Origin of the sequence: Cyclobacterium amurskyense (assembly GCF_001050135.1) — a bacterium.
GTDB lineage: Bacteria > Bacteroidota > Bacteroidia > Cytophagales > Cyclobacteriaceae > Cyclobacterium > Cyclobacterium amurskyense.
In genome coordinates, this window is record NZ_CP012040.1 from 1079815 (window position 1) to 1104825 (window position 25011).

A 25011-nucleotide genomic window follows, 5' to 3' on the forward strand; every position below is an offset into this window, starting at 1 on the left:
AAATGGAAAGAAGCAAGCATACCATGACCATCAAAGAAAACATTGAACTAGGTGGAGATCAACCCGTTTTATTCTCTGGTCCTTGCGCTGTAGAAAGCATGGATATCTGCTTGGAAATCGGTAGTACGGTTAAAGCCCTTTCTGAAAAACATGGTTTTGAATATGTCTTTAAAGCTTCATTCGACAAAGCAAACAGGACCTCCTCTGATTCCTACAGAGGCATTGGTTTTGATAAATCTTTGCAAGTATTACAAACGGTTGGCAAAACACTGAATGTACCAATAGTGACAGATGTTCATGAAAGCTATCAGGTAGAAGCAGTGGCTGCAGTAGCTGATGTTATTCAGATTCCCGCCTTTCTATGCCGGCAAACAGACCTTCTGATAGCTGCAGGAAAAACAGGTAAGGCAATTAAAATTAAAAGAGGACAATTCATGGCTCCGGAAGACATGAAATATGCAGTAGATAAAGTTAGGGGGACAGGCAATGACAATGTTGCGCTCACAGAAAGGGGATTCTCATTAGGCTACCATAATCTTGTTGTGGACATGCGCGCTCTTCCTATTATGCGCCAGTTTGCTCCAGTAATATTTGATGTCACTCATAGTGTTCAACAACCTGGAGCCAATAAAGGAAGTAGTGGCGGACAACGTCAAATGGCACCATATCTTGCCAGAGCAGCCGGGGCTGCAGGAGTAGATGGATTCTTCATCGAAACCCATCCCAACCCTGCCATTGCCTTAAGTGACGGGCCAAATATGATCCCTCTTGCTGATATGGACAGCTTTCTTGCAATGCTGAAAAGTGCATGGGAGCTAGGAAATCAATTCAAAAATTATTCCTTGTTATGAAAAAAGTAAAGTGGTGTTTCTATTTTCTACTGGTAATCCAACTCTTTTTCCTAAAGCTAGTGGCTTTTGCGCAAGACCAATCTGTAACCAACGAAATTAGAACGCTACTTGAAGGAGACAGTACCTATTTAAACATCGTCTTTAATGATAGTCCTTTACATTCTCCAAGCGAATTATTCTCCTTTTATTCCGACAGGGCATTTGAACCCAGCTGGTCTGTAAACCAAATCCTCACATGCAATGCTCTTGAATTGCGTTTACTCATTCAACAAGCTGAATTCGAAGGCTTGGTACCAGAGGATTATCACCTTGAAGGACTCAATCCCTTTTTTGAAAAATTTTTCAATGGAACATCATTAACACCACTAGAACTGGCTAAGGTGGATTTTTTGCTAAGCGATGCATTCATCTTATATGCCAATCATATTTATTCAGGTAAGGTACACCCTGAACATATTAATGGTTCTTGGGAAATTATACAAAAGGTCAACGAGCCTAAGGTTCTGGAAAAACTAAACCTAGCCGTTACTCAAAACGAGGTAAGAACCCAGATATTTAGCCTTCATCCCAAATTTGCCATCTACAAACGCATGAGGCAATCCATGATCAAATACCTTGATCTTCAAAAAGAACAAGTAGATGAGAAATGGGAGACTATAAAAATCAAGGACGCAATCGAACTTTCCCAGGCGAATCCACAAATCAACACCATCAGAAAAAGACTTTTATTTTGGGCTGACTTAGATGATTACCAAGTCCAGGAAGGAAATGGAGACATTTATGATTCCCTGTTGATGGAAGGTGTTAAAAATTTCCAACAAAGAAATGGTCTTCAAGCCGACGGAGTATTGGGAAAGGCCACAATTGAGGCATTAAATAAAAATCCAAAAGAGCTTATCAAACAGGTGAGTGTAAACATGGAACGGTTAAGATGGCTTCCAGACACTACAGTAAATGAATTCATACTGGTGAACATTGCCAATTATGGCATGGACTATATTCGGGAAATGGACACCTTACTTCACTCTAATGCTATTGTAGGAAAGACCTATAGAAAGACTCCTGTATTTAATGCGGGCATGTCCTATTTGGTATTTAGCCCTACTTGGACAGTTCCTCCTACAATATTAAAAAATGATGTGATTCCTGCAGTGAAGAAAAATTTAAATTATCTGACTGCTAAAAACATGAGAATTCTTGATTTTTCAGGCCAAGAAATCAACCCCTCTACTATAAACTGGAAATCGGTTAACGGAAACAACTTCAAATACATGGTAAGGCAGGATCCAGGTAAGGACAATGCCCTTGGCCAGGTAAAGTTTATGTTTCCAAACAAACACAACGTATACATTCACGACACTCCTTCAAGAACACTTTTCTCCAAAGAAGACCGGGCATTAAGTTCAGGATGTATTCGTATACAGAAGCCTTTTGAACTGGCTAAGCTTTTACTTGCAGATCAACCCGATTGGACAGACGAACTGATTAAGAAGGCCATGTCATCAAGTAAAGCACAATCTGTTAGCCTTACTAGAAAAATCCCTGTCATCATCCTCTATCTTACTTTTTGGACAGACAGCAAAGGTAAAGAGCAAGTAAGAAAAGACATCTATTCCAGAGATGATGAATTGTTTCTATTACTGCAAAAACCTGTGATAAATACTAATTGAATCCTATAATAATTTTGTATTAGCCTGCCGATAAATTACCGATAAAAGCAGATTGATTTAAATATTCTTTTTCACTGGCATGAATAAACAAACAGCTTTTGTCCTTTATCAAGTCAATAATATGCTCAAACTCATCATCTGGTAGTGCTGGACAGCCAAGGCTTCTCCCCAACCTACCATGACGCTTAACAAAAGAAGCTTCTGCGTAATCCGCTGCATGCATCACTATGGCCCTTAACCTGGCATTGTCATTGACACCTTCTTCCATACCGTCTAACCTTAGGGACTTGCCATGTTTACCAAAATAAGTTTCCCCTGTCAGGTAAAACCCAAGACTACTCATGTAACTTTCAGGAACATTTGAAAATTTCTCAGCATGAAGCCCTCCAGAATTTCTCCCATGAGCAACCAAAGAGACATATTCCATGCCTTGGTTTTGAATATCGATAACCCAAAGTCTTTCTTCGGAAGAAGGTAAATCAAAATCTATAATTGTCAATGGTTTTCCTTCTTCAAGCATACCTTCACTCACCATTTTCAAATACCCTTCATAGGCCAATAACAGGACTTCTTTCTTCAAGGACTTATGATCCGCACGAATGTTGTCCCATAGATTTTCGACAACAGTCTCCACCTTACTTGAAACAAGTTTAGTCTCATTTTTTCTTACCGGGTCTTCAAAGTTTTTTACTTCAAATGAAAAAACCGGGAAAACGACTAGAAGTGTAAAGGCTATAATTTTTAACATAAAATGAATAGTTATAGATAGGATTTGTACCTGAATCCAACCCTAAAAAAGCAATACCACAAATATATAAGTCAATAAAGCTGGTAAATAATTCCCTGAACCATTGGATATTTATTTTAAAACCTTAATATTTCTTCAATATTATTGACAGCCAGCTAATTAACAACCTACCAACCGAAATACAACGGGTTATTAAAACAGATATTACATCTTTTAAATAAATTCTCAATTATTTTAAAATACTGCAGCTATAAAAGCTACAAACCACTGACAACCAAGACATAAAAAACAAAAAGGAATTCACCCTTTCAAATTAAGAAACGCGACAGACACTTTAGTAAATAAAGGATTCATCTCTTAATAGGCTAGAGTGATTTATAAATTTATCAAATAATTTAACCCGAAATAAGCAATAGACAATCTATTACATGCTGAAATCGCTTCAAAATCAGCCACTTCGTTGCTGCTTTCAATTTCACCATAGCGGTGCTATGCTAAAATATCCAAACCTGGTGTCTCGTCCTGAAAATGGTTGACACTTTTGTTTTTCAAATATAGTAAGTGTTTTAATTTCTAAGAAGTTTCATTTAACTTACAGTACCACGATAAAGCGGAGGCAAGCTCTGCTGAGGAGCAACTTGCCAAGGAATAGTCGTTTGGTCCGATAGCGTTGCTATTTTCAGACCGGGCCTTGACAGGTTCGGTCTTCTTTTTCCAATTATATTTCTTTCCAATAACGCGTTCGGTATCATGCCTTGTAAAACCTTCGTCATGTACTTGGTTAGGTGTTAGATTTCCTAAACTCTCGTGTGGTCTCATATCATTATAGATTTTGATAATTTTAATGATGTATTTTTTCGGGTTGATATTTGTTTCTCCTGCAATATCCTCCAGCCACTCTTCCTTTAGGATTCCATTTACTCTTTCCGCTATGGCATTTTCATGTGGTGAAGCGGGCTTCGTCATACTGATCCAAACTTTCTTCTTTTTCAATAGGTCGGTGTAATCATAACTGCAGTACTGTACCCCACGGTCCGAATGATGGACAAGGGAATAATGGTTAATGTTTTCTTGAGACTGGAAAGCCACCTTCAGGGCTTCAAGTGCTGATTCAGCCTTCAGATCCAGAGAAAGATTCCAGCCCACTATTTTCTGGGAATAAGCATCCGTAATAAGATACAGATACATGACTTGCCCATTTAGTAAAAGGTAGGTAATATCGGAAACCCATAACTGGTTGGGCCTGTAGACAACCATGTTTTCTACCAGGTTATGGTACTTCCTAAGCCAATGATGGCTTTGGGTAGTGAAAAACTTCCTTTTTCTTTTGGTTACTAATAACCCGTTCACTCGAAGCAAATCAAACAGTTTATCCCTGCCTATCTTGATTTTCATTCCTATTAGGTCTTTCTGAATCAGAGGGTTTATCTTTCTCAACCCCCATCTGGATGTTTTGGCCTTCTTTCTGATCTTTAAAACAAGACTCAAGACCACCTCTTCCTCAAATGCCCCGCGGTAAATATAATTTAAAGCTTTATAGTAGCCCTGCCTGCTCTTGCCAAACAATTCACAAAGTTGGGCCAAACTTACTTTTGGTTCTTCTTCTCTGAGTCTTTGAACTGTTTGGCACCAGACTTTTTTTCAAGATCTAGCCCATATTCTTCTTTGGCAATATCTACCATGATCTGGTATGCCCTGCCCTTCAAACGGCTAAGCTTCAGCTCTTCTTCAAGTTGCCTTATACGGGCTTTTAACTCACTATTGGAATCCTCTTTTATTGCCATGTTTTTTAAAATCGGAAGAGGATCTTTAGGAAGCCTTCTTTCAAGACCAGCAAAAATCCTCATCCATTCCAAGATAGCGGATTTGCTTTTAATTCCATAAATATGCCTTGCCTGTTCTTTGCTTAAAGTACCTGAAAGTACTTCCATAACGATTTTTCTCCTTGCATCTTCGGAGAACTTTTGTAATTCACTCATTTTGTCCGATTATAGGTTTACAATTTTTAATTAAATTGTGTCAACCTATTTCAGTACACGACCCTGGTTCCTTGCGATTGCAACACTTCCCGTAAACACGGGACAGGCTTCACTCCTGACATTGTCAGGACGGAGAAATCCTATTACATAATCCGGGTTTAAACACTAAAAATTAACGATTAGCAACCCCTTTTCATGGTAAAAGCACTTGGCAAAATAAGAGCTAAAGCATATATAATTGTTCTTAAAGCATCTTTTACTATCATCTGCGCTATTTAACAAACCACGGTTTGATATTAAAACTTCAAAGAATTCATAACGTTTATACTAACCAGAACCTTGTTAAACTTTAGCAATGAACCAAGATTCTCTATTATTTAATTAATTTTGAACCCATTCCCCCTAATTCTTTGTTCTTTCGGTTGGAATAAAAAAATGGGATTAAAACGATTTCCAGGTCTTTTATCAAAAACACCTACTTTACGTTTTCTTCTCCCTTGGCGGGTTAATGAAACCATATTAAACAAAATTGGAAATCATCTGTTAGTGAATTTATGAAAATAGCCATTTATCGAAAAGAACACTTTAATGCTGCCCATAGGCTTCATAATCCGAAGTGGTCAGAAGAAAAAAACAATGAGGTTTTCGGGAAATGCAATAATGCCAGCTACCATGGTCACAATTACGATCTGGTAGTAAAATTATCTGGACCCATTGACCCAGAAACGGGTTATGTTTATGATATGAAAAGGCTTAAGGATGTAATAAAAAAACATGTTACCAGTAAACTTGATCATAAAAACTTAAATTTAGACGTCGATGAATTCAAAAACCTTAATCCAACTGCAGAAAACATTGCTGTGGTTATTTGGAATATTTTGAGAGAAGAAATTGAATTAAAATACGACTTAACAATTCGATTATATGAAACAGAAAGAAACTTTGTTGAATTCAGCGGAGATTGATCTCAATCAAACCATTGACGACTTAGGAGACGAACATATTTCTTCCTCCCATGAAACTCCATTGAGGGAAGATGCCTTTGAAATGGATGATGACCTGAAAATGGAATTGATTGAAAAACATTTTAAAGAGATAATGAACATTCTAGGAATGGACCTCAAAGATGATAGCCTGAAAGGCACACCACGTAGAGTTGCAAAAATGTTTGTTAAAGAGGTTTTTTCAGGCTTAGATCCTAAAAACAAACCTGAGGTAAAATTATTTCAGAATAAATACCGATACAATGAAATGTTGGTGGAGAAAGACATCACATTTTTCTCCCATTGTGAGCACCATTTTGTGCCCATTTATGGTAAGGCCCATGTGGCTTATATTTCCAAAGGAAATGTTATTGGTTTGTCTAAGATCAATAGGATTGTCCAATATTTCGCTAAAAGGCCTCAAGTTCAAGAAAGGCTTACAGTTCAAATTGGCAACGAGTTAAAAACAGCCTTGGGAACTGATGATGTAGCTGTAATTATGGATGCAGACCATATGTGTGTATCCAGCAGAGGCGTTAGAGACACCACCAGTAGCACGGTAACCTCTTTCTACAGTGGGCAATTTGAAAATGATTCCCAAAAGAGAAATGAGTTTCTCAAGTACATTTCAATGGCCCGGTAATATACCGCAGACAAAGACCATTGCTTTCAACAAGCTTCTTAAGAAGAGCTGCCTAGGGGTAGTTCTTCTTTTTTTTAAGCTATTTATAAAGAATTATTAAACAATTTGACCACTTTTTCATTCTTATAAGTAAATAATGAATGTAAAAATGAAGGGGAGCAATATTGTAATTATAGGGGGAAACAGTGGGATTGGTAAAAAGGTAGAAGAAATACTTATCAACGAAGGGGCTAAAGTATTTTCTTATTCAAGATCCAATTCGGGTTCCAATCATTTGGATATCCTAGAAGATTTTGAAGAGATACCCAAGCTACCTGATGTAGTACACGGATTGGTTTATTGCCCGGGGACCATCAACCTAAAACCTTTTAAGCGGCTTAAGATTAGTGAATTTAGACAGGATTTAGAAATCAATTATTTGGGTGCAATAAAAACTCTACAATACTTGGAAAGTTTCTTAAAAAAAGCCAAAAATGCTTCTGTTGTACTTTATAGCACTGTTGCAGTTCAGACTGGCTTGGGCTTTCACAGCTCAGTGGCAGGAGCAAAAGGAGCGATTGAAGGACTTACTAGGTCTCTTGCTGCAGAATGGGCTAACTCAGGGATTCGCGTAAATGCTATTGCACCATCTCTCACTGACACTGCTCTAGCAAATTCCTTGCTTTCCACTGATGAAAAAAAAATAGCTGCAGCCAATAGACATCCTCTAGGACGATTTGGAACAGTCGATGACATCGCATCCTCTACTGTTTTTTTATTATCAGACAAATCATCATGGATAACTGGACAAATATTAAAGGTCGATGGAGGCATGTCTGTAATTAAATAGTCATTTAAAAGGCCTTTTTAGTTAAGATTGCAAAGGGATCAACCCAGGTACCAAAACAGCAGAGAAATGAGGACTCCACCGGAATCATATTTAATTTTTAAAGCAGAATTAAAAAAAGCACAGCTTGAAAAAGAGTTGTTAAAGCAAGAATATGAAGAAAAACTTACTAATATCAACCGGGAGCTTTCTAGGTTAAAGGAACAAATTTCAGCGCAACAAGAATTGATGAAAACTACCATCAACTATGCGATTAAGCTGGAGGATGACCTAGAAAATTTTAAACAAAAAGTAGAAAGTAAACCAAAAAACTCTTTTCACTAAAATATACTCCACAATTGCCGTTAGACTTACAGGTAACAAGTAAAAAGATACTGATTATGACCGACACCATAAATACAGTTGCACTAAAGGATTTCGAAGTTATTCTTGCGGAAAAGTATGCTCAAGTTTTAACCAATAAAAGTAAGGGCATTATCATTTGCATTTTATTGGTAGACTATGTCCCTATTGCAGATTTCAAAGCTGTTTTCAACAAAATAACTACAATCATAAAAGCTGGAGCTTACCAGAAATTTATTTTTGACAAACAAGCATTAAGGGCTTTTCACCAGCCAAGTATGGAATGGTACTTTTTGGAGTGGAAAAAAGAAGTGTATCAATACGGAATCAAAACCCATAGAAAAATTCTACCCAAGGAGGCCTGGTTTGTGAAAATGGTGATGATCGCTAAAAAACAGATCATTATGGATCATCCGGCTAATATAATTAAAGACCTTGATATTAAATATTGTGACACTATAAATGAGGCCATCCTAAATTAATGAAGCATTTCACCAAAGAAGCACTGTTAACCGCTGGTACTGCCTACAATAAAAATTTTATAAACTGCCTGAGCGGATATAAAAGCCTGAATTTAATTGGAAGTATCAACGAAGAAAGTTCAGAAACAAACCTTGCTCCGTTTAGTCAGGTTTTCCATATTGGGGCCAATCCACCTACAGTAGGTATTTTATTCCGCCCCCATTCCGTGGAACGACACACTTTGGAAAACATCCTACAAAATGGAAATTTCACACTCAACCATGTGACAGAATCCTTCTACAAAGAAGCTCACCTTTCCAGTGCCCGATGGGAGAGGTCGGAGTTTGAGGCAACAGGTTTAAAAGAGGAATACTTAAATAATTTCATTGCGCCTTTTGTAGAAAAAAGTCCTTTAAAAGTTGCTTGTCTTCTTAAAGACAAGATCACCTTGGCTGTTAATGAAACGGTATTAATTATCGGAAGTATCGAAGAAGTATGGATAAAGCCACAAGCTGTTGAGGAAGATGGATTCATCTCCCTCGACAAGCTTGGAACCATTACCGTATCTGGATTAGACAGTTATCATATCGCAAATAAACTGGCTAGATTGACCTATGCCAAACCTGATAAACCAGTAAAAGAACTTTAAAAAAATCTTCTTTATTCGCTGCTATTATTGCTTATCTGACAGAATACGACTGTGCAAAAGAGCGACCTCCAGGAGTAAGTCCTTCCACTCGCAATTGCCCACTAAATTCTTCTAGAAACTTACCTACCTCCTCAGGATCTTTTACTGGTTCGTCATTTATATGAGTTAGAATAAAACCTTCTCCAAATCCCAAATCTCTCAAATATCCGCGTGTGACGGAGGTGATTTTCACTCCATATGGAATACCATAACGGTCCATTTCAATCGCATTGATTGTTTCTAATTTGGCACCAAGTAATGCAGAAGAATAAAAGGACCTTTTAATAACACCTGTTCCTCCCAGAAGGTTTTGCAGGGTAATTTGAACATTTCTCTGTTTCCCTTCTCTTAGGTAAGTGATTGTTATCTTATCACCAGGGTAGTAGTAGGAAAGGGCTTCTTCAAAACTACCTTTACCGGTAATTGCATTCCCGTCAATCTGAACGATAATATCATTCTGTTTGATTCCTGATTTCTCTGCTGCTCCATTTCTTATAACATGTGAAACTATTACGCCATCCAAAGATTTTAAATCCATGGTTTCCGCCAATTCCTTAGTAATTACATTGACTTCAATCCCAGGAATAGCCTTTTGAACCTCTCCGTATCGGATGAGGTCATTGGCAATTTTGGTGGCTATATCCACTGGAACGGCAAAACCATAGCCGGTGTAGGATCCTGTCCTACTTAATATGGCTGTATTTATACCTACCAATTCTCCTTTTACATTTACCAAAGCACCACCTGAATTTCCTGGATTAATAGGTGCATCCGTCTGGATAAAGGATTCCAGAGGAAATTCTCCCCCCATGATATTGATCTGCCTCTCCTTTGCCGAAACGATCCCCGCTGTCACGGTTGAGGTGAGATTAAAGGGATTTCCTACTGCCAAAACCCATTCTCCAATTTTCAGCGCACGACTGCTACCTATTTCTATTGCCGGAAGGTTTTCTGCTTCAATTTTCAACACAGCTATATCCGTGTTGGCATCAGAACCTATCAGACTGGCTTTATAAGTCCTTTTTTTATGGATAACTTCTATAGTTTCCGCTTTATCAATAACATGATTATTGGTAATGATGTACCCGTCCGCTGAAAAAATCACCCCAGACCCTGTACTCACTGTTTGTTGGGGCATACCTTGACCAAAGAAATAGTCAAAGACACTGTATCTTCGAGTATCTGTTCCTGAGAAATTTTTTATAAAGACAACTGAATTGGTACTGTTTTCAGATGCTTCAACAAAAGAATCCGGAACCGGACTTATTGCACTTCCGGAGGACTCATAAGTTGGTGTAAGATGGGTTACTTGAGAAGCGGGATAATCCTCATTTTGAATGTAATTAACCATTTCCTTTTTAGTTAATTCTTCATTCAAATATTGATGAAACACCCATGAACCCGCTATACCACCCACAAATGCCACAAAAACTAAAAAAACATTTTTTAACATAACTGAAACCGTTGAATACCCTATCAAATACGGCTTTTCATAATTTTAAGCCAATTTATTTAACATTATTTAACCCTAACAAAACAAAAGAATTTGTAACCTATGCCTTATTTCGCTAAAGAAAAGTGATGTAAACAAAAGAAAATGAGGTGTTTTACAGATTAAAATCTACTTACAAAACAGGAATTAACCTAGGGATATGCCCAAATATTACTAGAGATAACTCCTATTTTAAACAGCCCTTTAGGTACTGGTATGCTTCCTTTTCCCTTCCCATGACAATCTACAATTCCCACTGCTTACACAACTTTAAATAAAAGGTTTACAGTATTGTAACACGACAGAAAAAAAACATACAAACACCTTAATTTAAGGCAATTAATTAATAGGTCAAATTAACATTTGCATGTAAATGGGTTATACATTTTTATGGTACAAAAACCATAACATTTCCCGATCCAATTTTATGCCAAAAAAACATATGACTTAAAAAGTTTGAAAAAAACGGGAATACTGGTTTTACCTTGTAAATTTGTCAGTAGAAGATAACGTAAGGTGCCTTATTCAGCACTGTGCTTTTTTGAAAGTAAAAAATTTCCATGTCTACAAATAAACGTGTGGCCATTTTAGGCTCAACAGGAAGTATAGGCACCCAAGCTTTAGATGTAATTCAACAACATTCAGACAAGTTTCAGGTAGAATTACTTACTGCTCAGAACAACAAGGACCTATTAATTAAGCAAGCAATTGCTTTCCAACCAAATGTTGTAGTTATTGGTAACGATAATTATTATCAGGAAGTAAAAGATGCGCTTAGTAAACATCCTATCAAAGTTTATGCAGGGGCAAAGGCCATTGCTTCAGTGGTAGAAATGGAAACCGTTGACATAGTATTGACGGCTTTGGTTGGTTATGCTGGTTTAATTCCAACGATAAAAGCCATAGAGGCAGGAAAGCCAATCGCCCTGGCTAACAAAGAAACCTTGGTAGTGGCGGGTGATCTGATCACTAAACTTGCCAAAGAGAAGGCTGTAAACATTTACCCTGTAGATTCAGAACATTCTGCTATCTTTCAATGTCTGGTAGGAGAATTTCACAACCCTATAGAAAAAATTATTCTTACAGCCTCTGGCGGGCCTTTTAGGGGTAAAGACAGGGATTACTTAAAAAATGTCACCAAAGAGCAGGCACTCAAACACCCAAATTGGGACATGGGAGCAAAAATCACAATAGATTCTGCATCTTTGATGAACAAAGGACTTGAAGTGATAGAGGCAAAATGGCTTTTTGGCTTGGACGCTGATCAGATTGATGTAGTTGTACACCCTCAATCCATCGTTCATTCATTGGTCCAATTCGAGGACGGGTCGATAAAGGCACAACTTGGACTACCGGATATGCGTATCCCTATTCAATTTGCATTGTCTTATCCTGAAAGAATCAAATCAGATTTTCAGAGGTTCGATTTCATGGATTACCCTAACCTTCAATTCGAGAAGCCTGACAGAGAAACATTTAAAAACCTGGATTTGGCTTTTACAGCATTGAAAAAAGGAGGAAATGCAGCCTGTTCTTTAAACGCTGCAAACGAAATAGCCGTGGCAGCTTTTTTGCAAGACAAGGTCAAATTTCTTGAAATGTCTGCACTTATTGAACAGAGTATGGATAAAATTAGTTTTATTAAGAACCCTAGTTTAGAAGATTTGATTGCTACAGACAGGGAAACGAGAATAATTTCAGAAGAATTAATAAGTAGAAAATAAAGAATGGATACATTAATAATGGTAGCGCAATTGCTACTCGGCCTGTCGATTTTAGTCGGCTTACATGAATTGGGACACCTTCTGGCAGCAAAAATGTTTGGAATGAGGGTTGAAAAGTTTTCCATTGGGTTTCCGCCTAAAATCATCGGGTTCCAATGGAAAGAAACTGAATATTCTATAGGAGCAATTCCTCTGGGGGGCTTTGTCAAAATCTCCGGAATGGTAGATGAGTCCCTTGATGCCGAACAAATGTCAGCGGAACCTCAACCTTGGGAGTTTCGCTCCAAACCAGCATGGCAAAGACTAATAGTAATGTTAGGGGGTATATTCGTAAACGTAATTACAGGTATTATCATTTTTGTCTTTTTGGTATACAGTAAAGGAGAAACCTATTTCTCCCGTGACCAAGTAATTGAACACGGTATAGTGGCTTATGACATTGGGCAGCAAATAGGACTTCAAGATGGAGACAAAATCTTAGACATCAATGGAGTTCCATATGAATCCTTGAATGACCTAAGCGGTGGAAATGCCCTTCTTAGCTCTGATGGATATTATACGATTGAAAGAGATGGCGAGCGCATGAAAATTACCATTCCAAGAGGTTTTATCAATTCCTTTTCGAATGAAGAAAACATGTCTAATTTTATTAGCATTCGATTCCCTTTCACTATATCAGAAGTAAATCCTAAAGGAACAGCCGTGAAAGCAGGTATCCAAAAAGGAGACAAAATAGTGGCTGTCAATGATCAACCTATAGAATATTTCAATGAACTTCAGTCAGCATTGGGAGAGTATAAGGGGGAAACGATAGAATTAACCTTAGTAAGAGATCAGCAGGAAATCATTACCAGTTTAGATGTTATGGAAGACGGTACTATTGGTATAGCTGCTGAAAACCTAATTGAACCTGTAAGAAAGAAATATACATTTGCTCAATCCATACCTCTAGGAGCTGAGAGAGCTTTTAGCGTGGTAATTATCAATGCCCGGGCCATGGGAAAAATGTTTACTGGTGAGGTCTCTACAAAAAATGTAAGTGGACCAATAGGAATGGCCAAGATCTATGGTTCTACCTGGGATTGGTTAAAATTCTGGTCAATTACCGGTCTAATTTCCATGATATTGGCATTTATGAACCTATTGCCCATCCCTGCATTGGATGGAGGACATGTTATGTTCTTACTGTATGAAATGGTTTCTGGCAGAAGTCCTTCTGACAGGTTCCTAGAGAATGCGCAAAAGATCGGTATGGTTCTTTTATTAGCCATCATGGTATTTGCTATAGGGAATGATATTCTTAAGCTTTTCACAGGTAGCTAATCAGCAAATTGAGAATGGGGAAATAATATCTCCCCATTTTCAATTTGTTCCTAATTTTTATTACCTGACAATTTGTAAAAAGAAATAAATTGGCATAGGCCTTGGTCTATATAGGTATAACCCCCTATTTAATAGGCGTTTTTCTTATTTCAATAAAATAACATGGCACAACACCTGTCATAATGTCTGTATGAACAATAACGACAATCAATTATATCATTCACTAATGTTGGGAGATTTTTCTGGAGAAGGTGACCTTATCCAATTAATCACCGATGAAGATGATGAAACCAGCATAAAGGAAGAAAATTACGCAAATGAAATACCCATACTTTCGGTAAGAAATACGGTATTGTTTCCGGGTGTGGTCATCCCAATCACTGTTGGTAGACAGCGGTCAATAAAGCTGGTAAAAAAAGCCCAGAAAGGAGATAAACTTATAGGGGTGTGTGCCCAAAGGAACCCTAATATTGAAGACCCTTCCTGGGAGGACATTTATCATGTTGGCACACTAGCCAAAATTGTGAAAATGATCGTTTTGCCTGATGGCAATACAACTATTATTATACAGGGTAAAAAACGATTTAAAATTGATGAGGAATTAACTGAAGACCCTTATTTCCAGGCAAAGGTTTCCTATCTGGATGAGAGTTTTCCAAAAAATGATGAGAAGATAGAGGCCCTAGAGCAATCGCTCAAAGAATCGGCTTTTAAAATTCTACAGTTAAATCCAGAAATCCCAAGAGAAGCCCAGGTAGCTCTTGACAATATCGACAGCACACCATTTCTTACTCATTTTCTTTCATCAAACATCAATGCACCGGTAGATTCCAAACAAAAATTATTAGAAATCAATGACGGCATAGAAAGAGCCACCTTGCTGCTCGAATTCATGATGAAAGACATTCAGATGCTTGAACTCAAAAATGAGATTCAAAAAAAGGTGCATACTGATATTGACCAGCAACAGCGGGATTACTTCTTAAGACAGCAAATGAAAGTCCTTCAAACCGAATTAGGTGACGAAGGACCTGACAAAGAAGTAGAAGAATTACGTGCAAGGGGTAAAAAGAAAAAATGGCCAAAAGAAGTAGCCAATCAATTCAATAAAGAATTGGATAAAATCCTTAGAATGAATCCTGCTACGGCCGAATACCCTATTGCTATCAATTATGCTGAAGTGTTGGTAGACCTTCCATGGAACGAATTCACTACAGACAACTTCGATCTCAATCGAGCGAAGAAAATTCTGGACAGAGACCATTCCGGATTAGATAAGGTAAAGGACAGGATTATCGAATACCTGGCAGTACTTAAACTAAAACAAGACCTCAAAGGTCCGATCCTTTGTCTATATGGCCCTCCAGGCGTAGGAAAGACTTCTTTAGGCAAATCCATAGCCAAAGCTTTGGGTAGAAAATACGTTAGAATGTCCCTTGGTGGACTACATGATGAATCAGAAATTAGAGGGCATAGAAAGACCTATATTGGTGCCATGCCTGGAAAAATTATTCAAAACATGAAAAAGGGAAAGTCCTCAAATCCTGTTTTTGTTTTGGACGAAATAGATAAATTGAGCACAGATTTTAGAGGAGATCCCTCATCAGCATTTTTGGAGGTCTTAGACCCTGAGCAAAACAATGCTTTTGTGGATAATTTTGTAGAGGTAGATTACGATCTATCTAAAGTACTCTTTATTGCCACAGCAAATACCCTAGAAACTCTACAACCTGCACTAAGAGACAGAATGGAAATCATAGAGGTGACAGGCTATACTATGGAGGAAAAGGTGGAAATTGCTAAAAAGCATTTGGTCCCCAAACAAAAAAGAGAACACGGTCTAAAATCAAAAGACGTGACTTTTGCCAAAGATGCATTGGTTAAAATCATAGAGGACTATACAAGAGAATCTGGTGTAAGAAGCTTGGAAAGACAAATAGGTAAGGTAATTAGAAACATTGCTAAATCTATTGCAATGGAAGAGCCTTATCAGAAAAAAATCACTCCTGCCTTAGTTAGAAATATTCTTGGTGGAGAAATATTCGATAAGGAAATTTATCAGGACAATTCCATCGCTGGGGTCGTTACAGGACTTGCCTGGACTTCTGTTGGAGGAGAAATTTTATTTATTGAAGCAAGTATCAGTAAAGGAAAAGGAAAGCTTACCCTTTCAGGACAGCTAGGTGATGTCATGAAAGAATCAGCCATGACCGCTATATCTTACCTGAAATCTCATGCTGATATAATGGGCATAGATTACCGTGTCTTTGATCAATATGATTTACATATCCATGTACCTGCTGGTGCCGTCCCTAAGGATGGACCGTCTGCTGGAATCACTATGCTTACAGCAATAGCCTCAGTCTACACCCAAAGAAAAGTCAAATCCAAGTTAGCAATGACTGGGGAAATTACTTTAAGGGGTAAAGTAATGCCCGTAGGTGGAATCAAAGAGAAGATCTTGGCAGCAAAAAGAGCTGGAATTGAAGACATCATCCTTTGTAAAAGGAATCAGAGAGACATCGAAGAAATCGATGACTCTTACCTCAAAGGTGTTAGGTTTCATTTTGTTGATCACGTAAGTGAAGTTTTAGCATTAGCACTTCTTGAAGAAAAAGTATCTAATCCCGTGAAGTTTACTTTCGAGGGAGAGGGGAAGAAATCTGAAGCATTGTAAAGAATTGAAAACATGAATCATTTAACACCAAGGCAAATTGTTGCCGAACTGGATAAATATATCATTGGCCAAACGGAAGCCAAAAGAAATGTAGCGATCGCATTGAGAAATCGAATTCGCCGACTTATGGTGAAATCTGACCTTCAAAAGGATATTGTTCCGAATAACATTTTAATGATCGGTTCTACTGGAGTTGGTAAAACTGAAATTGCGCGTAGACTGGCAAAAATCGCCAATGCTCCTTTCACTAAAGTAGAAGCTTCCAAATTCACCGAAGTGGGTTATGTCGGCAGAGATGTTGAATCCATGGTTAGGGATTTGGTAGAACATTCTGTAACTCTGGTAAAGGAAACAAAAAATGAAGAAGTTAAGGAAAAAGCGGCTGTAATCGTAGAGGACATACTTCTTGATATTTTGATCCCACCTGTAAGAGGGACTGGTTTCAGTACATCAAACCAAAAAGAAAACTTCAATCCTGACAATGCCAGCGAACAGGAACTCAATGAAAAAACCCGCGAAAGGTTTAAAGAGAAACTGAAAAATGGAGAACTGGAAGACAGAAAGATCGAGATCAATGTAAAACAGTCCTCTCCAGCAGGTATTGGCATGGTAGGAAATGGCATGATGGATGAAGCCAGCATGGCTGGAATTCAAGATATGCTAAGTAATATGATGCCAAAACGCACTAAAAAGCGAAAGGTAACCATAGCTGAAGCAAGGAAGATCTTAATGGAAGAAGAAGCTTCTAAGCTAATAGATTTTGATGAAGTAAAGGAACAAGCCATAAAGCTTACAGAAAACAACGGGATAATTTTTATCGATGAAATAGATAAAATTGCCTCTGGTTCCAGCAAATCAAGTGGACCTGATGTAAGCAGGGAAGGTGTGCAACGTGATTTGTTGCCTATTGTTGAAGGAAGTGCAGTCAATACCAAATATGGTTTGGTTAACACAGATCATGTATTGTTTATAGCAGCAGGAGCTTTCCATGTAAGCAAACCATCTGACCTTATCCCTGAATTGCAAGGTAGATTTCCTATCAGAGTGGAATTGACAAGCCTTACCCAGGAAGACTTTTACAAGATCTTAAAAGATCCGAAAAACGCATTGACAAAACAATATCAAGCTTTGTTTGAAGCTGAAGAAGTCTATCTGGAGTATACTGATGAGGCCATTCAGGAAATTGCAACTATCGCTTTTAGTATTAACGAAGAAGTTGAGAATATTGGTGCCAGAAGGCTTCATACAGTCATGAGTCATTTGCTAAACGACTTCCTGTTCGAAGTTCCGGACAGCATCGGGCCCAATAGCAAGATCATGATTACAAAAGAGCTAGTCAATGAAAGGCTAAATTCCCTTGTGAAAAACAGGGACCTTTCACAGTACATATTGTAATGTAATATTTATAATGCCATCAGGTATTGTCAGGAACAGTACCTGATGGCAACATAGGTAAATTATAAAGCTTAACACCTGAGGCATCATCAATAGCATTTCTTAAAGCTGGTGCTATGCATACAATTGGAGCTTCCCCTGCTCCAGATGATGGCAAATCCTTTCTATCCAATAATATAACTTTCATTTTCGGAACATCACTAAACCTTGGCACCCTGTAGGAAATCAGGCTGGCATTGGTAAGCTTTCCTTCCTTAAAATCTACTGCCTCAAAAAGCGCTCCACCCAAGCCTTGGAGAACGCAGCCGGTTACCTGGCTTTCTAAATGCCTTGGATTGATGATCACCCCGCATTCAAATGCTGTTACCACATTACGAATAATCAATTCCCTACTCGGTTGCGCCACTTCTACCTCAACAAAGGTGGCTACAAAGCCTCCTTTTACCGTCCCACAGGCCATCCCATGCCCTATATTTTCTTGATTCTTAAGCCTTCCCCATTCAAAGAATTGGGCTGCTGCTTTGATTACAGCTTTTAACCTTGGATTTTCTAAATTTTTTAACCTGAATTGTACTGGATCTTCACAAGATTCTATGGCCAGGTCATTCACCATTGATTCCATTGCAAAAACATTAGCCGTAGAGGACAAAGCCCTATAAGACCCCTGTCTTAAGGGAGAGGATGAACGATGGTATTCAAGGTGTTTATTGGCTGAGGTATAAGGAAAATCTATACCTGCTGATCCTGAGTTATAATTGTGAAATTCCCAGGAAGAAACTTTACCATTGGTCAAAGATGCCTTCAACTCAACTACTCCGGCAGGTCTAAAATAAGCCCATTTAAACTCTTCCTCTCTGGTCCAGCAAACTTTCACAGGCTTGCCGACATGTTTAGACAACCTTGCTGCTTCAAGTCCTACTTCACTCGTTTGCTTACCTCCATATCCAGACCCAGTATCAGGTACATGGACACGAATTTTATCAACGGCTAGGTCAAAGGATTTCTGCAATTCTTCATGCAGGCCAAAGGGTCGTTGTGTTCCGGCCCAAACTTCCAGGTATCCTTTATCCCAAGATGCTAAGCTTGCTCTGGTTTCTAAAGGAACGTGGGCTATATAATCAATTTCAAAACGTTGATTGATCTTTATATCGCCACGATCATAGGCAATTTTCACTTCCTTATTTACCTTTTTCTTCTCAGAGGCAGATTTTACCAATTGTTCAAAAAGCTCAGACCGTTCAGTAGTTGGGCTTTGCTCCCAAGTACTGTCAATTAAGGCCAAAGCCACTGCGGCGGTCAATGTGCTCGCTGCAGTTACACCAATAAAATCACCATCCTTTACCACCTCAACACTTGGTATTTTTTCTGCAGCACTGGTATCAACCGAAAGTAATTTTGCCCCATAAAAAGGTGGGCGCAATACTCTTCCGAAGACCATCCCTGGCAAAACCAGATCAGAAACGTATCGGTGTTTACCCGTAATAAAATCCCTGCCATTAATTTTGGAAATAGACTGCCCCGCTATCTTCCATTTCTCCGGAGCTATAGGTTTAATGTTATTGTCCACCTTTTTCAAAAGAGACTTTCCATTTACCAAATCACCAAATCCCAGCTTTTTGTTAGTTTTGGGATCAATTACCATTCCTCCCTTCAACATTAAGTTTGAAGAGGCAATGCCCCAAGTCTTTTTTGCTTCCTCCATCAAAAGATGCCTTAGGTTAGCGGCCATAATTCTCAATATGGGAGAAATCTGGAGGGTAGTTAAGCTTCCATAGGTACCTCTATCGTACGGAGTCAAGGCAGTGTCACCCATGACCATATTTATAGCATCAGGACGAACTGACAGTTCTTCGGCCACCACCTGACTTAAGGAAGTTCTAATATTTTGGCCAATTTCTACCTTCCCTGTGAAAACCGTAATCTGACCAATGGGTGAGATGTGAATCCAAGACCCTATAAGATCCTGATCAGGAAATGCAGTTGGATTTTCATTGGTAGATAAGGCCGAAGCGACTAAAACATCGGACCAAACCATATAGGTAGCAAATCCTGCTCCCAAATACTTAAAAAAGCTTCTTCTGGTAATTTTACCAGCAAGCTTTTTGGAATTTTTATTACCTGAGGATTGCATTTTATTCACCTTCAATTTCATTATTCACTATTGTTTTGACTCAATTTCTTGAGTGCATTGATTATAGCAGGATAGGTACAACATCGACAGATGTTTCCATTCAACCCATCTATCAATTCTTTCTCATTGGCATTCGGACGTTTTTTCAATAAAGCCACAGCAGATAGGATCATACCTGGGGCGCAGTAACTACACTGAAAGACATCTTCTTCCAGCAAAATCTTTTGTACTGCATGAAGTTCTCCATTGACCTCCAACCCTTCTATGGTTGTAACCTTTTTACCTGCGACAGAAGTCACAGGTGTAATACATGCGGGCGTGGGGTTTTCATTGACTAAAACTTTACACGCGCCACAAGCTCCTTCACCACAACCATATTTGGTACCTGTGAAATCCAATTGGTCTCTAAGGACTTCCAACAGGCTAGGGTTATTGGCGACATCCACCAAATATTCTTTATTATTTATATTGATTTTCATTATATAAACTGGTACAATTCAACTCCCTCATAATTTAAGGCTTTTTATCCCTGTACACAAACTACAAATTGAATCTGTAAAATCCGAATAAACCATAAATCTGCTAAAGTCATTCTAAATCAGCCAACCTGTTGGCATTATTCCACTTAGACTTAACGCATTATTCACCAATACCACAACCCACTGTTTTACTGATTGTTACATAGCATATCGGTTAAAACCAAGTCTGATTCCAAGAAACTTTAATGCCTAATATGGGTTAAAATATTGATTTTCATCATTATTTATTTTTCACATATTCTTGAATTCTTTGGTGGACAAGTACATTTTAAATAATTTTGGGATTCGAAATTTTAATACTGTAGACACCTTCTAACAAAAACAGTATAAATTAATAGGGAATTTGCCCTAATTAACTTTCATAAAAAAATCGCACGAAAGACAGGACAACCCGTTTCCAATGTGAGACTAGAACCAATCAGATGAAAAAAAGAGCTGTTATTACAGGAGTGCATGGCTGGGTACCCGATTATGTACTTGACAACAAAGAACTGGAAACCATGGTAGATACTAATGACGAATGGATTACCAGTCGTACAGGTATCAAAGAAAGGAGAATTTTAAAAGGGGAGAATCAAGGCACTTCAGTCATAGGCACAGCAGCAGTTAAAGGTTTATTGGAAAAAACCAATACAAATCCAGAAGATATCGACTTGATTATCTGTGCAACCGTAACACCAGACATGTTATTTCCCGCTACAGCCAATATCATCGCCCATAACGTGGGTGCTAAAAACTGCTACAGTTTTGATATTTCTGCGGCTTGTTCTGGGTTTTTATACGCCTTAACTATGGGTAGTCAGTTTATTGAAACGGGCGCGCATAAAAAGGTAATCATTATAGGTGCAGATAAAATGTCCTCTATTGTAAATTACCAGGACCGTACAACTTGTATTATCTTCGGTGATGGCGGTGGAGCTGTTTTGCTTGAACCTACTGAAGAACCACTTGGCGTCATGGACTCGATGCTGCACACTGACGGATCGGGTGCAGATTACCTTCGTATAGAGGCAGGAGGCAGCAAAAAGCCTGCTTCGATCGCCTCAGTTACTGCCAGAGAACACTTCGTTTTTCAGGAGGGCTCTACGGTATTTAAATTTGCGGTGACCAATATGGCAGAGGTAAGTGCTGAAATAATGAAGAAAAACAATTTGACTGCTGATGATATCGCTTGGCTAGTACCTCATCAAGCGAATAAGAGAATAATTGACGCTACCTCTAAAAGAATGGGGATTGGTTCTGAAAAGGTAATGTTGAACATTGAAAAATATGGCAACACTACAGCTGGCACTCTACCACTGTGCTTATGGGATTATGAATCTAAGCTAAGGAAGGGAGACAATCTTATTTTAGCTGCTTTCGGAGGTGGATTTACCTGGGGAGCAGTATATTTAAAGTGGGGATATGACCCAAAAAGCGTTTAACCAAAAACAAAGCAAATATGGCAAGTACTGCTGATTTCAAAAATGGCCTCTGCCTGGTGTTCAATCATGACATCATGACAATCGTTGAGTTTCAACATGTAAAACCTGGAAAAGGTCCAGCATTCGTTAGAACTAAACTAAAAAGTCTTACTAGCGGAAAAGTGCTGGATAAGACATTCAATTCTGGCGAAAAGGTCACAACGGCTCGGGTGGAAAAAAGACCACATCAGTACATTTATAATGATGACATGGGCTATCACTTCATGGACACTGAAACTTTCGAACAAATCCCAATTGAAGAAAAGTTAATTGAAAGGCCTGAATTGTTGAAAGAAGGACAAATGGTAGACATCCTTATCCACGATGAAACCGAGACCCCACTAGGTGTCGAACTTCCTGCATTTGTAGAATTAATGGTAACTTACACCGAACCTGGCATCAAGGGAGATACCGCCACAAACACATTAAAGCCAGCCACACTAGAAACCGGCGCAGTCGTAATGGTCCCATTATTTGTTGATCAGGACATTATGATTAAGGTAGATACACGTGATGGTTCCTACTCAGAAAGAGTGAAATAATCCTTTTAACACTAAAATTATTCATTAATTTACATAGTTTTACTTTAGTTAAAATCAAGTATATTTGAAACAGGGTGACCATAAGACAGGTCATTCTCAAAGAAATAGATTTATGAAAGCAAAAGAAATACAAGAATTAATTGACTTTATTTCCAATTCCGGACTAGCAGAGGTCAAAATAGAGACGGACGAGTTCAAGCTTTCCATCAAAAAGAACTCGGAAGCTCCAGCAGCAAAACCATCAGAAAATATTACCCCGCAATATACTCAGGCTCCAACGCAAGTAGCGCCACCAGCCCCTACCGAAGCGAGCCCCGCTGCACAAAACCTTCTCGAAGTAAAGTCTCCTATGATAGGAACCTTCTATAGGTCACCGAATCCAGATGCTGAATTCTTTGTAAACGTGGGTGATTCTATCCAAAAAGGACAGCCTGTTTGTATCATTGAAGCAATGAAACTTTTCAACGAAGTGGAGTCTGAAGTTTCAGGTAAAATCGTAAAGATTTTGGTAGATGATGCATCTCCAGTAGAATATGACCAACCTCTGTTTTTGGTTGAACCTCAGAATTGATTGTTTTCTAACCAAATCGACTTTATATAGTGTTTAATAAAATATTAATAGCAAACAGGGGAGAAATTGCCTTAAGGATCATTCGAACCTGTAAGGAAATGGGAGTAAAAACTGTCGCTGTCTATTCCACTGCTGATAAGGACAGCTTGCATGTACGCTTTGCCGATGAGGCAGTATGCATAGGCGCACCGGCTAGTAAAGATTCTTATTTAAACATCCCTAGAATTATTGCAGCTGCAGAAATAACTAATGCAGATGCCATTCATCCCGGCTATGGTTTTCTTTCTGAGAATGCTGAATTTTCTCGAATTTGTGAGGAATACAATATAAAATTTATTGGAGCCAGTCCGGAAATGATCAACCAAATGGGGGATAAAGCCACTGCCAAAGCCACCATGGCCGCAGCAGGAGTACCTACTATCCCTGGGTCTGAAGGCTTATTAGAGTCCATCGAACAAGGACTTCCTTTGGCGGAAAAAATTGGTTATCCAGTTATTCTTAAAGCTACAGCTGGCGGTGGCGGTAGAGGCATGCGTATAGTAAAAGACCCTTCTGGATTCAAGAAAGCTTGGGACGATGCACGTCAGGAATCTGCAGCAGCATTTGGTAATGACGGATTGTACCTTGAAAAATTTGTCGAAGAACCAAGACATATTGAAATTCAGATCATAGGTGATTCTTCTGGCAAAGCGTGTCATTTATCTGAAAGAGACTGTTCTATTCAAAGGCGGCATCAAAAATTAGTAGAAGAAACCCCTTCTCCATTTATCACTGATGAGTTGAGAGAAAAAATGGGAACTGCCGCCATCAAAGGTGCAGAAGCCATAGGCTACGAGGGTGCAGGTACCATAGAGTTTTTGGTGGACAAAAACAGGGACTTTTACTTTATGGAGATGAATACCAGAATACAGGTAGAACATCCGATCACAGAAGAAGTAACTGATTTTGATTTGATCAAAGAACAAATCAAGGTAGCTGCTGGTGAAAAAATAAGTGGGAAAAATTACTTCCCTAAATTATACGCCATGGAGTGCCGTATCAATGCGGAAGACCCTTCTAATGGATTCAGACCGAGCCCAGGGAAAATCGTAAATCTTCACCTCCCTGGAGGCAAAGGAGTACGAATCGACAGTCATGTTTATGCCGGTTATGTTATTCCTCCCAACTATGATTCTATGATTGCTAAGCTTATCGTAAGTGCTCAATCTAGACAAGAGGTTATTGTTAGGATGAAAAGAGCTCTGGAAGAGTTTGTGATCGATGGTATCAAAACCACCATTCCTTTCCACTTGGCTTTACTTGAAGACCCTGAATTTAATGCAGGTAATTTCACTACGAAATTTCTGGAAGACTTTGATTTTTCAAAGGTGAAAAAATCCTAAAAAGACTAAAACAATATAAATTGAATACACCACTGAAAAAGGAGAAGGTAAAACTTCTCCTTTTTTTATTTATCCCAGACTATAATTCACTGCAATTAAACCCGGATTATGTAATAGGATTTCTCCGTCCTGACAAAAGTCAATGGGTAACGCCTGTCCAGTGTTCATAGGTTGGGTGACTATCGTAAGAAAACCAGGCTGTTTGGAAAATTAAGCATAGCACCGCTATGGTGAAATTGAAAACAGCAACGAAACGGCTGATTTTGAAGCGATTTCAGCACGTAATAGATTGTCTATTGCATATTTAGGATTTAAGATACTAAATTTCCCCAAAATGAGACCTATTTACTTTTCCTAAACCCTAACCAGAAGTTTATTCCTAGCTTAGCCATTTCCGCTTATACAACTATTAACTTAATGGCTAAGATCACTTTTTACCCAATTTTTAAATGTGATTATACGGTTTTTTTGGAATAATATTTTCTTGTATTACCAATCAAGTAGAATTCTAATTATTGCTTGTATATTTAGCTTTAAATTATGAAATTGTTCATTATTAACAATTTAAGCAAGCCAAGAA

The 25011-nt window shown here is 38.5% G+C and carries 22 protein-coding genes; 16 read left to right on the forward strand and 6 right to left on the reverse strand.

Features of this window, described 5'->3' with window-relative positions:
* The first annotated feature begins 2 nt into the window (after positions 1-2).
* Positions 3-851 (forward strand): 3-deoxy-8-phosphooctulonate synthase, encoded by an 849-nt coding sequence (kdsA, locus tag CA2015_RS04275; protein ID WP_048640782.1) that lies wholly within the window; start codon positions 3-5, stop codon positions 849-851.
* Positions 848-2521 (forward strand): L,D-transpeptidase family protein, encoded by a 1674-nt coding sequence (locus CA2015_RS04280; RefSeq protein WP_048640783.1) that lies wholly within the window; start codon positions 848-850, stop codon positions 2519-2521. Before kdsA ends, CA2015_RS04280 begins: the two co-directional genes overlap by 4 nt.
* A 19-nt stretch (positions 2522-2540) precedes the next feature.
* Here CA2015_RS04280 and CA2015_RS04285 read toward each other — a convergent pair whose 3' ends face one another.
* The 3 genes from CA2015_RS04285 to CA2015_RS04295 all read right to left on the reverse strand — a co-directional run bounded on the left by CA2015_RS04285 (position 2541) and on the right by CA2015_RS04295 (position 5248).
* Positions 2541-3269 (reverse strand): murein L,D-transpeptidase catalytic domain family protein, encoded by a 729-nt coding sequence (locus tag CA2015_RS04285; RefSeq protein ID WP_048640784.1) that lies wholly within the window; start codon positions 3267-3269, stop codon positions 2541-2543.
* Positions 3270-3842: 573 nt separating this feature from the next.
* Entirely contained in the window at positions 3843-4853 is a 1011-nt protein-coding gene (locus CA2015_RS04290) for an IS3 family transposase (protein WP_048640785.1), read from the reverse strand.
* Positions 4854-4855: 2 nt separating this feature from the next.
* Positions 4856-5248 (reverse strand): hypothetical protein, encoded by a 393-nt coding sequence (locus CA2015_RS04295; RefSeq protein ID WP_048640786.1) that lies wholly within the window; start codon positions 5246-5248, stop codon positions 4856-4858.
* A gap of 554 nt (positions 5249-5802) precedes the next feature.
* Between CA2015_RS04295 and CA2015_RS04300 the strand changes: the two genes are divergently transcribed.
* The 6 genes from CA2015_RS04300 to CA2015_RS04325 all read left to right on the forward strand — a co-directional run bounded on the left by CA2015_RS04300 (position 5803) and on the right by CA2015_RS04325 (position 9153).
* Complete coding sequence (locus CA2015_RS04300; protein WP_048640787.1) at positions 5803-6213, forward strand: 6-pyruvoyl trahydropterin synthase family protein; 411 nt, start codon at positions 5803-5805, stop codon at positions 6211-6213.
* Positions 6173-6874, forward strand: coding sequence for a GTP cyclohydrolase I FolE (gene folE / locus CA2015_RS04305; protein WP_048640788.1), 702 nt, complete (start codon positions 6173-6175; stop codon positions 6872-6874). The genes CA2015_RS04300 and folE overlap by 41 nt, the downstream gene beginning before the upstream one ends.
* 148 nt (positions 6875-7022) lie before the next feature.
* A complete protein-coding gene (locus tag CA2015_RS04310; RefSeq protein WP_048644346.1) occupies positions 7023-7703 on the forward strand; it encodes an SDR family NAD(P)-dependent oxidoreductase in 681 nt (226 codons plus the stop codon).
* Positions 7704-7769: 66 nt separating this feature from the next.
* Positions 7770-8024, forward strand: a complete 255-nt coding sequence (locus CA2015_RS04315; RefSeq protein ID WP_048644347.1) for a hypothetical protein — start codon at positions 7770-7772, stop codon at positions 8022-8024.
* A 56-nt stretch (positions 8025-8080) separates the two neighbouring features.
* Entirely contained in the window at positions 8081-8524 is a 444-nt protein-coding gene (locus CA2015_RS04320; protein ID WP_048640789.1) for a hypothetical protein, read from the forward strand.
* On the forward strand, positions 8524-9153 hold the full coding sequence (locus tag CA2015_RS04325) for a flavin reductase family protein (RefSeq protein ID WP_048640790.1): 630 nt from the start codon (positions 8524-8526) through the stop codon (positions 9151-9153). The genes CA2015_RS04320 and CA2015_RS04325 overlap by 1 nt, the downstream gene beginning before the upstream one ends.
* Positions 9154-9184: 31 nt before the next feature.
* Here the strand turns inward: CA2015_RS04325 and CA2015_RS04330 are convergent, their stop codons facing one another.
* Positions 9185-10645 carry a S1C family serine protease gene (locus CA2015_RS04330; RefSeq protein WP_048640791.1) on the reverse strand — a complete coding sequence of 487 codons (1461 nt, stop codon included), beginning with the start codon at positions 10643-10645 and terminating at the stop codon, positions 9185-9187.
* 599 nt (positions 10646-11244) lie between these two features.
* Between CA2015_RS04330 and CA2015_RS04335 the strand changes: the two genes are divergently transcribed.
* The 4 genes from CA2015_RS04335 (at position 11245) to hslU (ending at position 17803) form a co-directional block, all read left to right on the forward strand.
* Entirely contained in the window at positions 11245-12408 is a 1164-nt protein-coding gene (locus CA2015_RS04335) for a 1-deoxy-D-xylulose-5-phosphate reductoisomerase (RefSeq protein ID WP_048640792.1), read from the forward strand.
* Positions 12409-12411: 3 nt separating this feature from the next.
* Positions 12412-13731, forward strand: coding sequence for an RIP metalloprotease RseP (gene rseP, locus CA2015_RS04340; RefSeq protein ID WP_048640793.1), 1320 nt, complete (start codon positions 12412-12414; stop codon positions 13729-13731).
* A 190-nt stretch (positions 13732-13921) separates the two neighbouring features.
* A complete protein-coding gene (gene lon / locus CA2015_RS04345; RefSeq protein WP_048640794.1) occupies positions 13922-16408 on the forward strand; it encodes an endopeptidase La in 2487 nt (828 codons plus the stop codon).
* A 12-nt stretch (positions 16409-16420) separates the two neighbouring features.
* Positions 16421-17803: an ATP-dependent protease ATPase subunit HslU gene (gene hslU, locus CA2015_RS04350; protein WP_048640795.1), complete on the forward strand. Its 1383-nt coding sequence runs from the start codon at positions 16421-16423 to the stop codon at positions 17801-17803.
* Between the two features lie 19 nt (positions 17804-17822).
* Here hslU and CA2015_RS04355 read toward each other — a convergent pair whose 3' ends face one another.
* Together CA2015_RS04355 and CA2015_RS04360 are read right to left on the reverse strand one after the other, a co-directional pair.
* The gene (locus CA2015_RS04355; protein WP_048640796.1) at positions 17823-19955 is read right to left on the reverse strand and encodes a xanthine dehydrogenase family protein molybdopterin-binding subunit; all 2133 of its coding nucleotides are present in this window, start codon (positions 19953-19955) and stop codon (positions 17823-17825) included.
* The gene (locus CA2015_RS04360; protein WP_048640797.1) at positions 19955-20413 is read right to left on the reverse strand and encodes a (2Fe-2S)-binding protein; all 459 of its coding nucleotides are present in this window, start codon (positions 20411-20413) and stop codon (positions 19955-19957) included. Before CA2015_RS04360 ends, CA2015_RS04355 begins: the two co-directional genes overlap by 1 nt.
* A 482-nt stretch (positions 20414-20895) precedes the next feature.
* On the opposite strand from CA2015_RS04360, the gene CA2015_RS04365 reads away from it, so the two are divergent.
* From CA2015_RS04365 to accC, 4 genes are all read left to right on the forward strand, one after another.
* Complete coding sequence (locus CA2015_RS04365; RefSeq protein WP_048640798.1) at positions 20896-21897, forward strand: beta-ketoacyl-ACP synthase III; 1002 nt, start codon at positions 20896-20898, stop codon at positions 21895-21897.
* Positions 21898-21914: 17 nt separating this feature from the next.
* Positions 21915-22478 (forward strand): elongation factor P, encoded by a 564-nt coding sequence (gene efp, locus CA2015_RS04370; RefSeq protein ID WP_048640799.1) that lies wholly within the window; start codon positions 21915-21917, stop codon positions 22476-22478.
* 112 nt (positions 22479-22590) lie between these two features.
* Complete coding sequence (gene accB, locus CA2015_RS04375; protein ID WP_048644348.1) at positions 22591-23049, forward strand: acetyl-CoA carboxylase biotin carboxyl carrier protein; 459 nt, start codon at positions 22591-22593, stop codon at positions 23047-23049.
* Between the two features lie 29 nt (positions 23050-23078).
* A complete protein-coding gene (gene accC, locus CA2015_RS04380; protein ID WP_048640800.1) occupies positions 23079-24431 on the forward strand; it encodes an acetyl-CoA carboxylase biotin carboxylase subunit in 1353 nt (450 codons plus the stop codon).
* Positions 24432-25011: the final 580 nt, after the last annotated feature.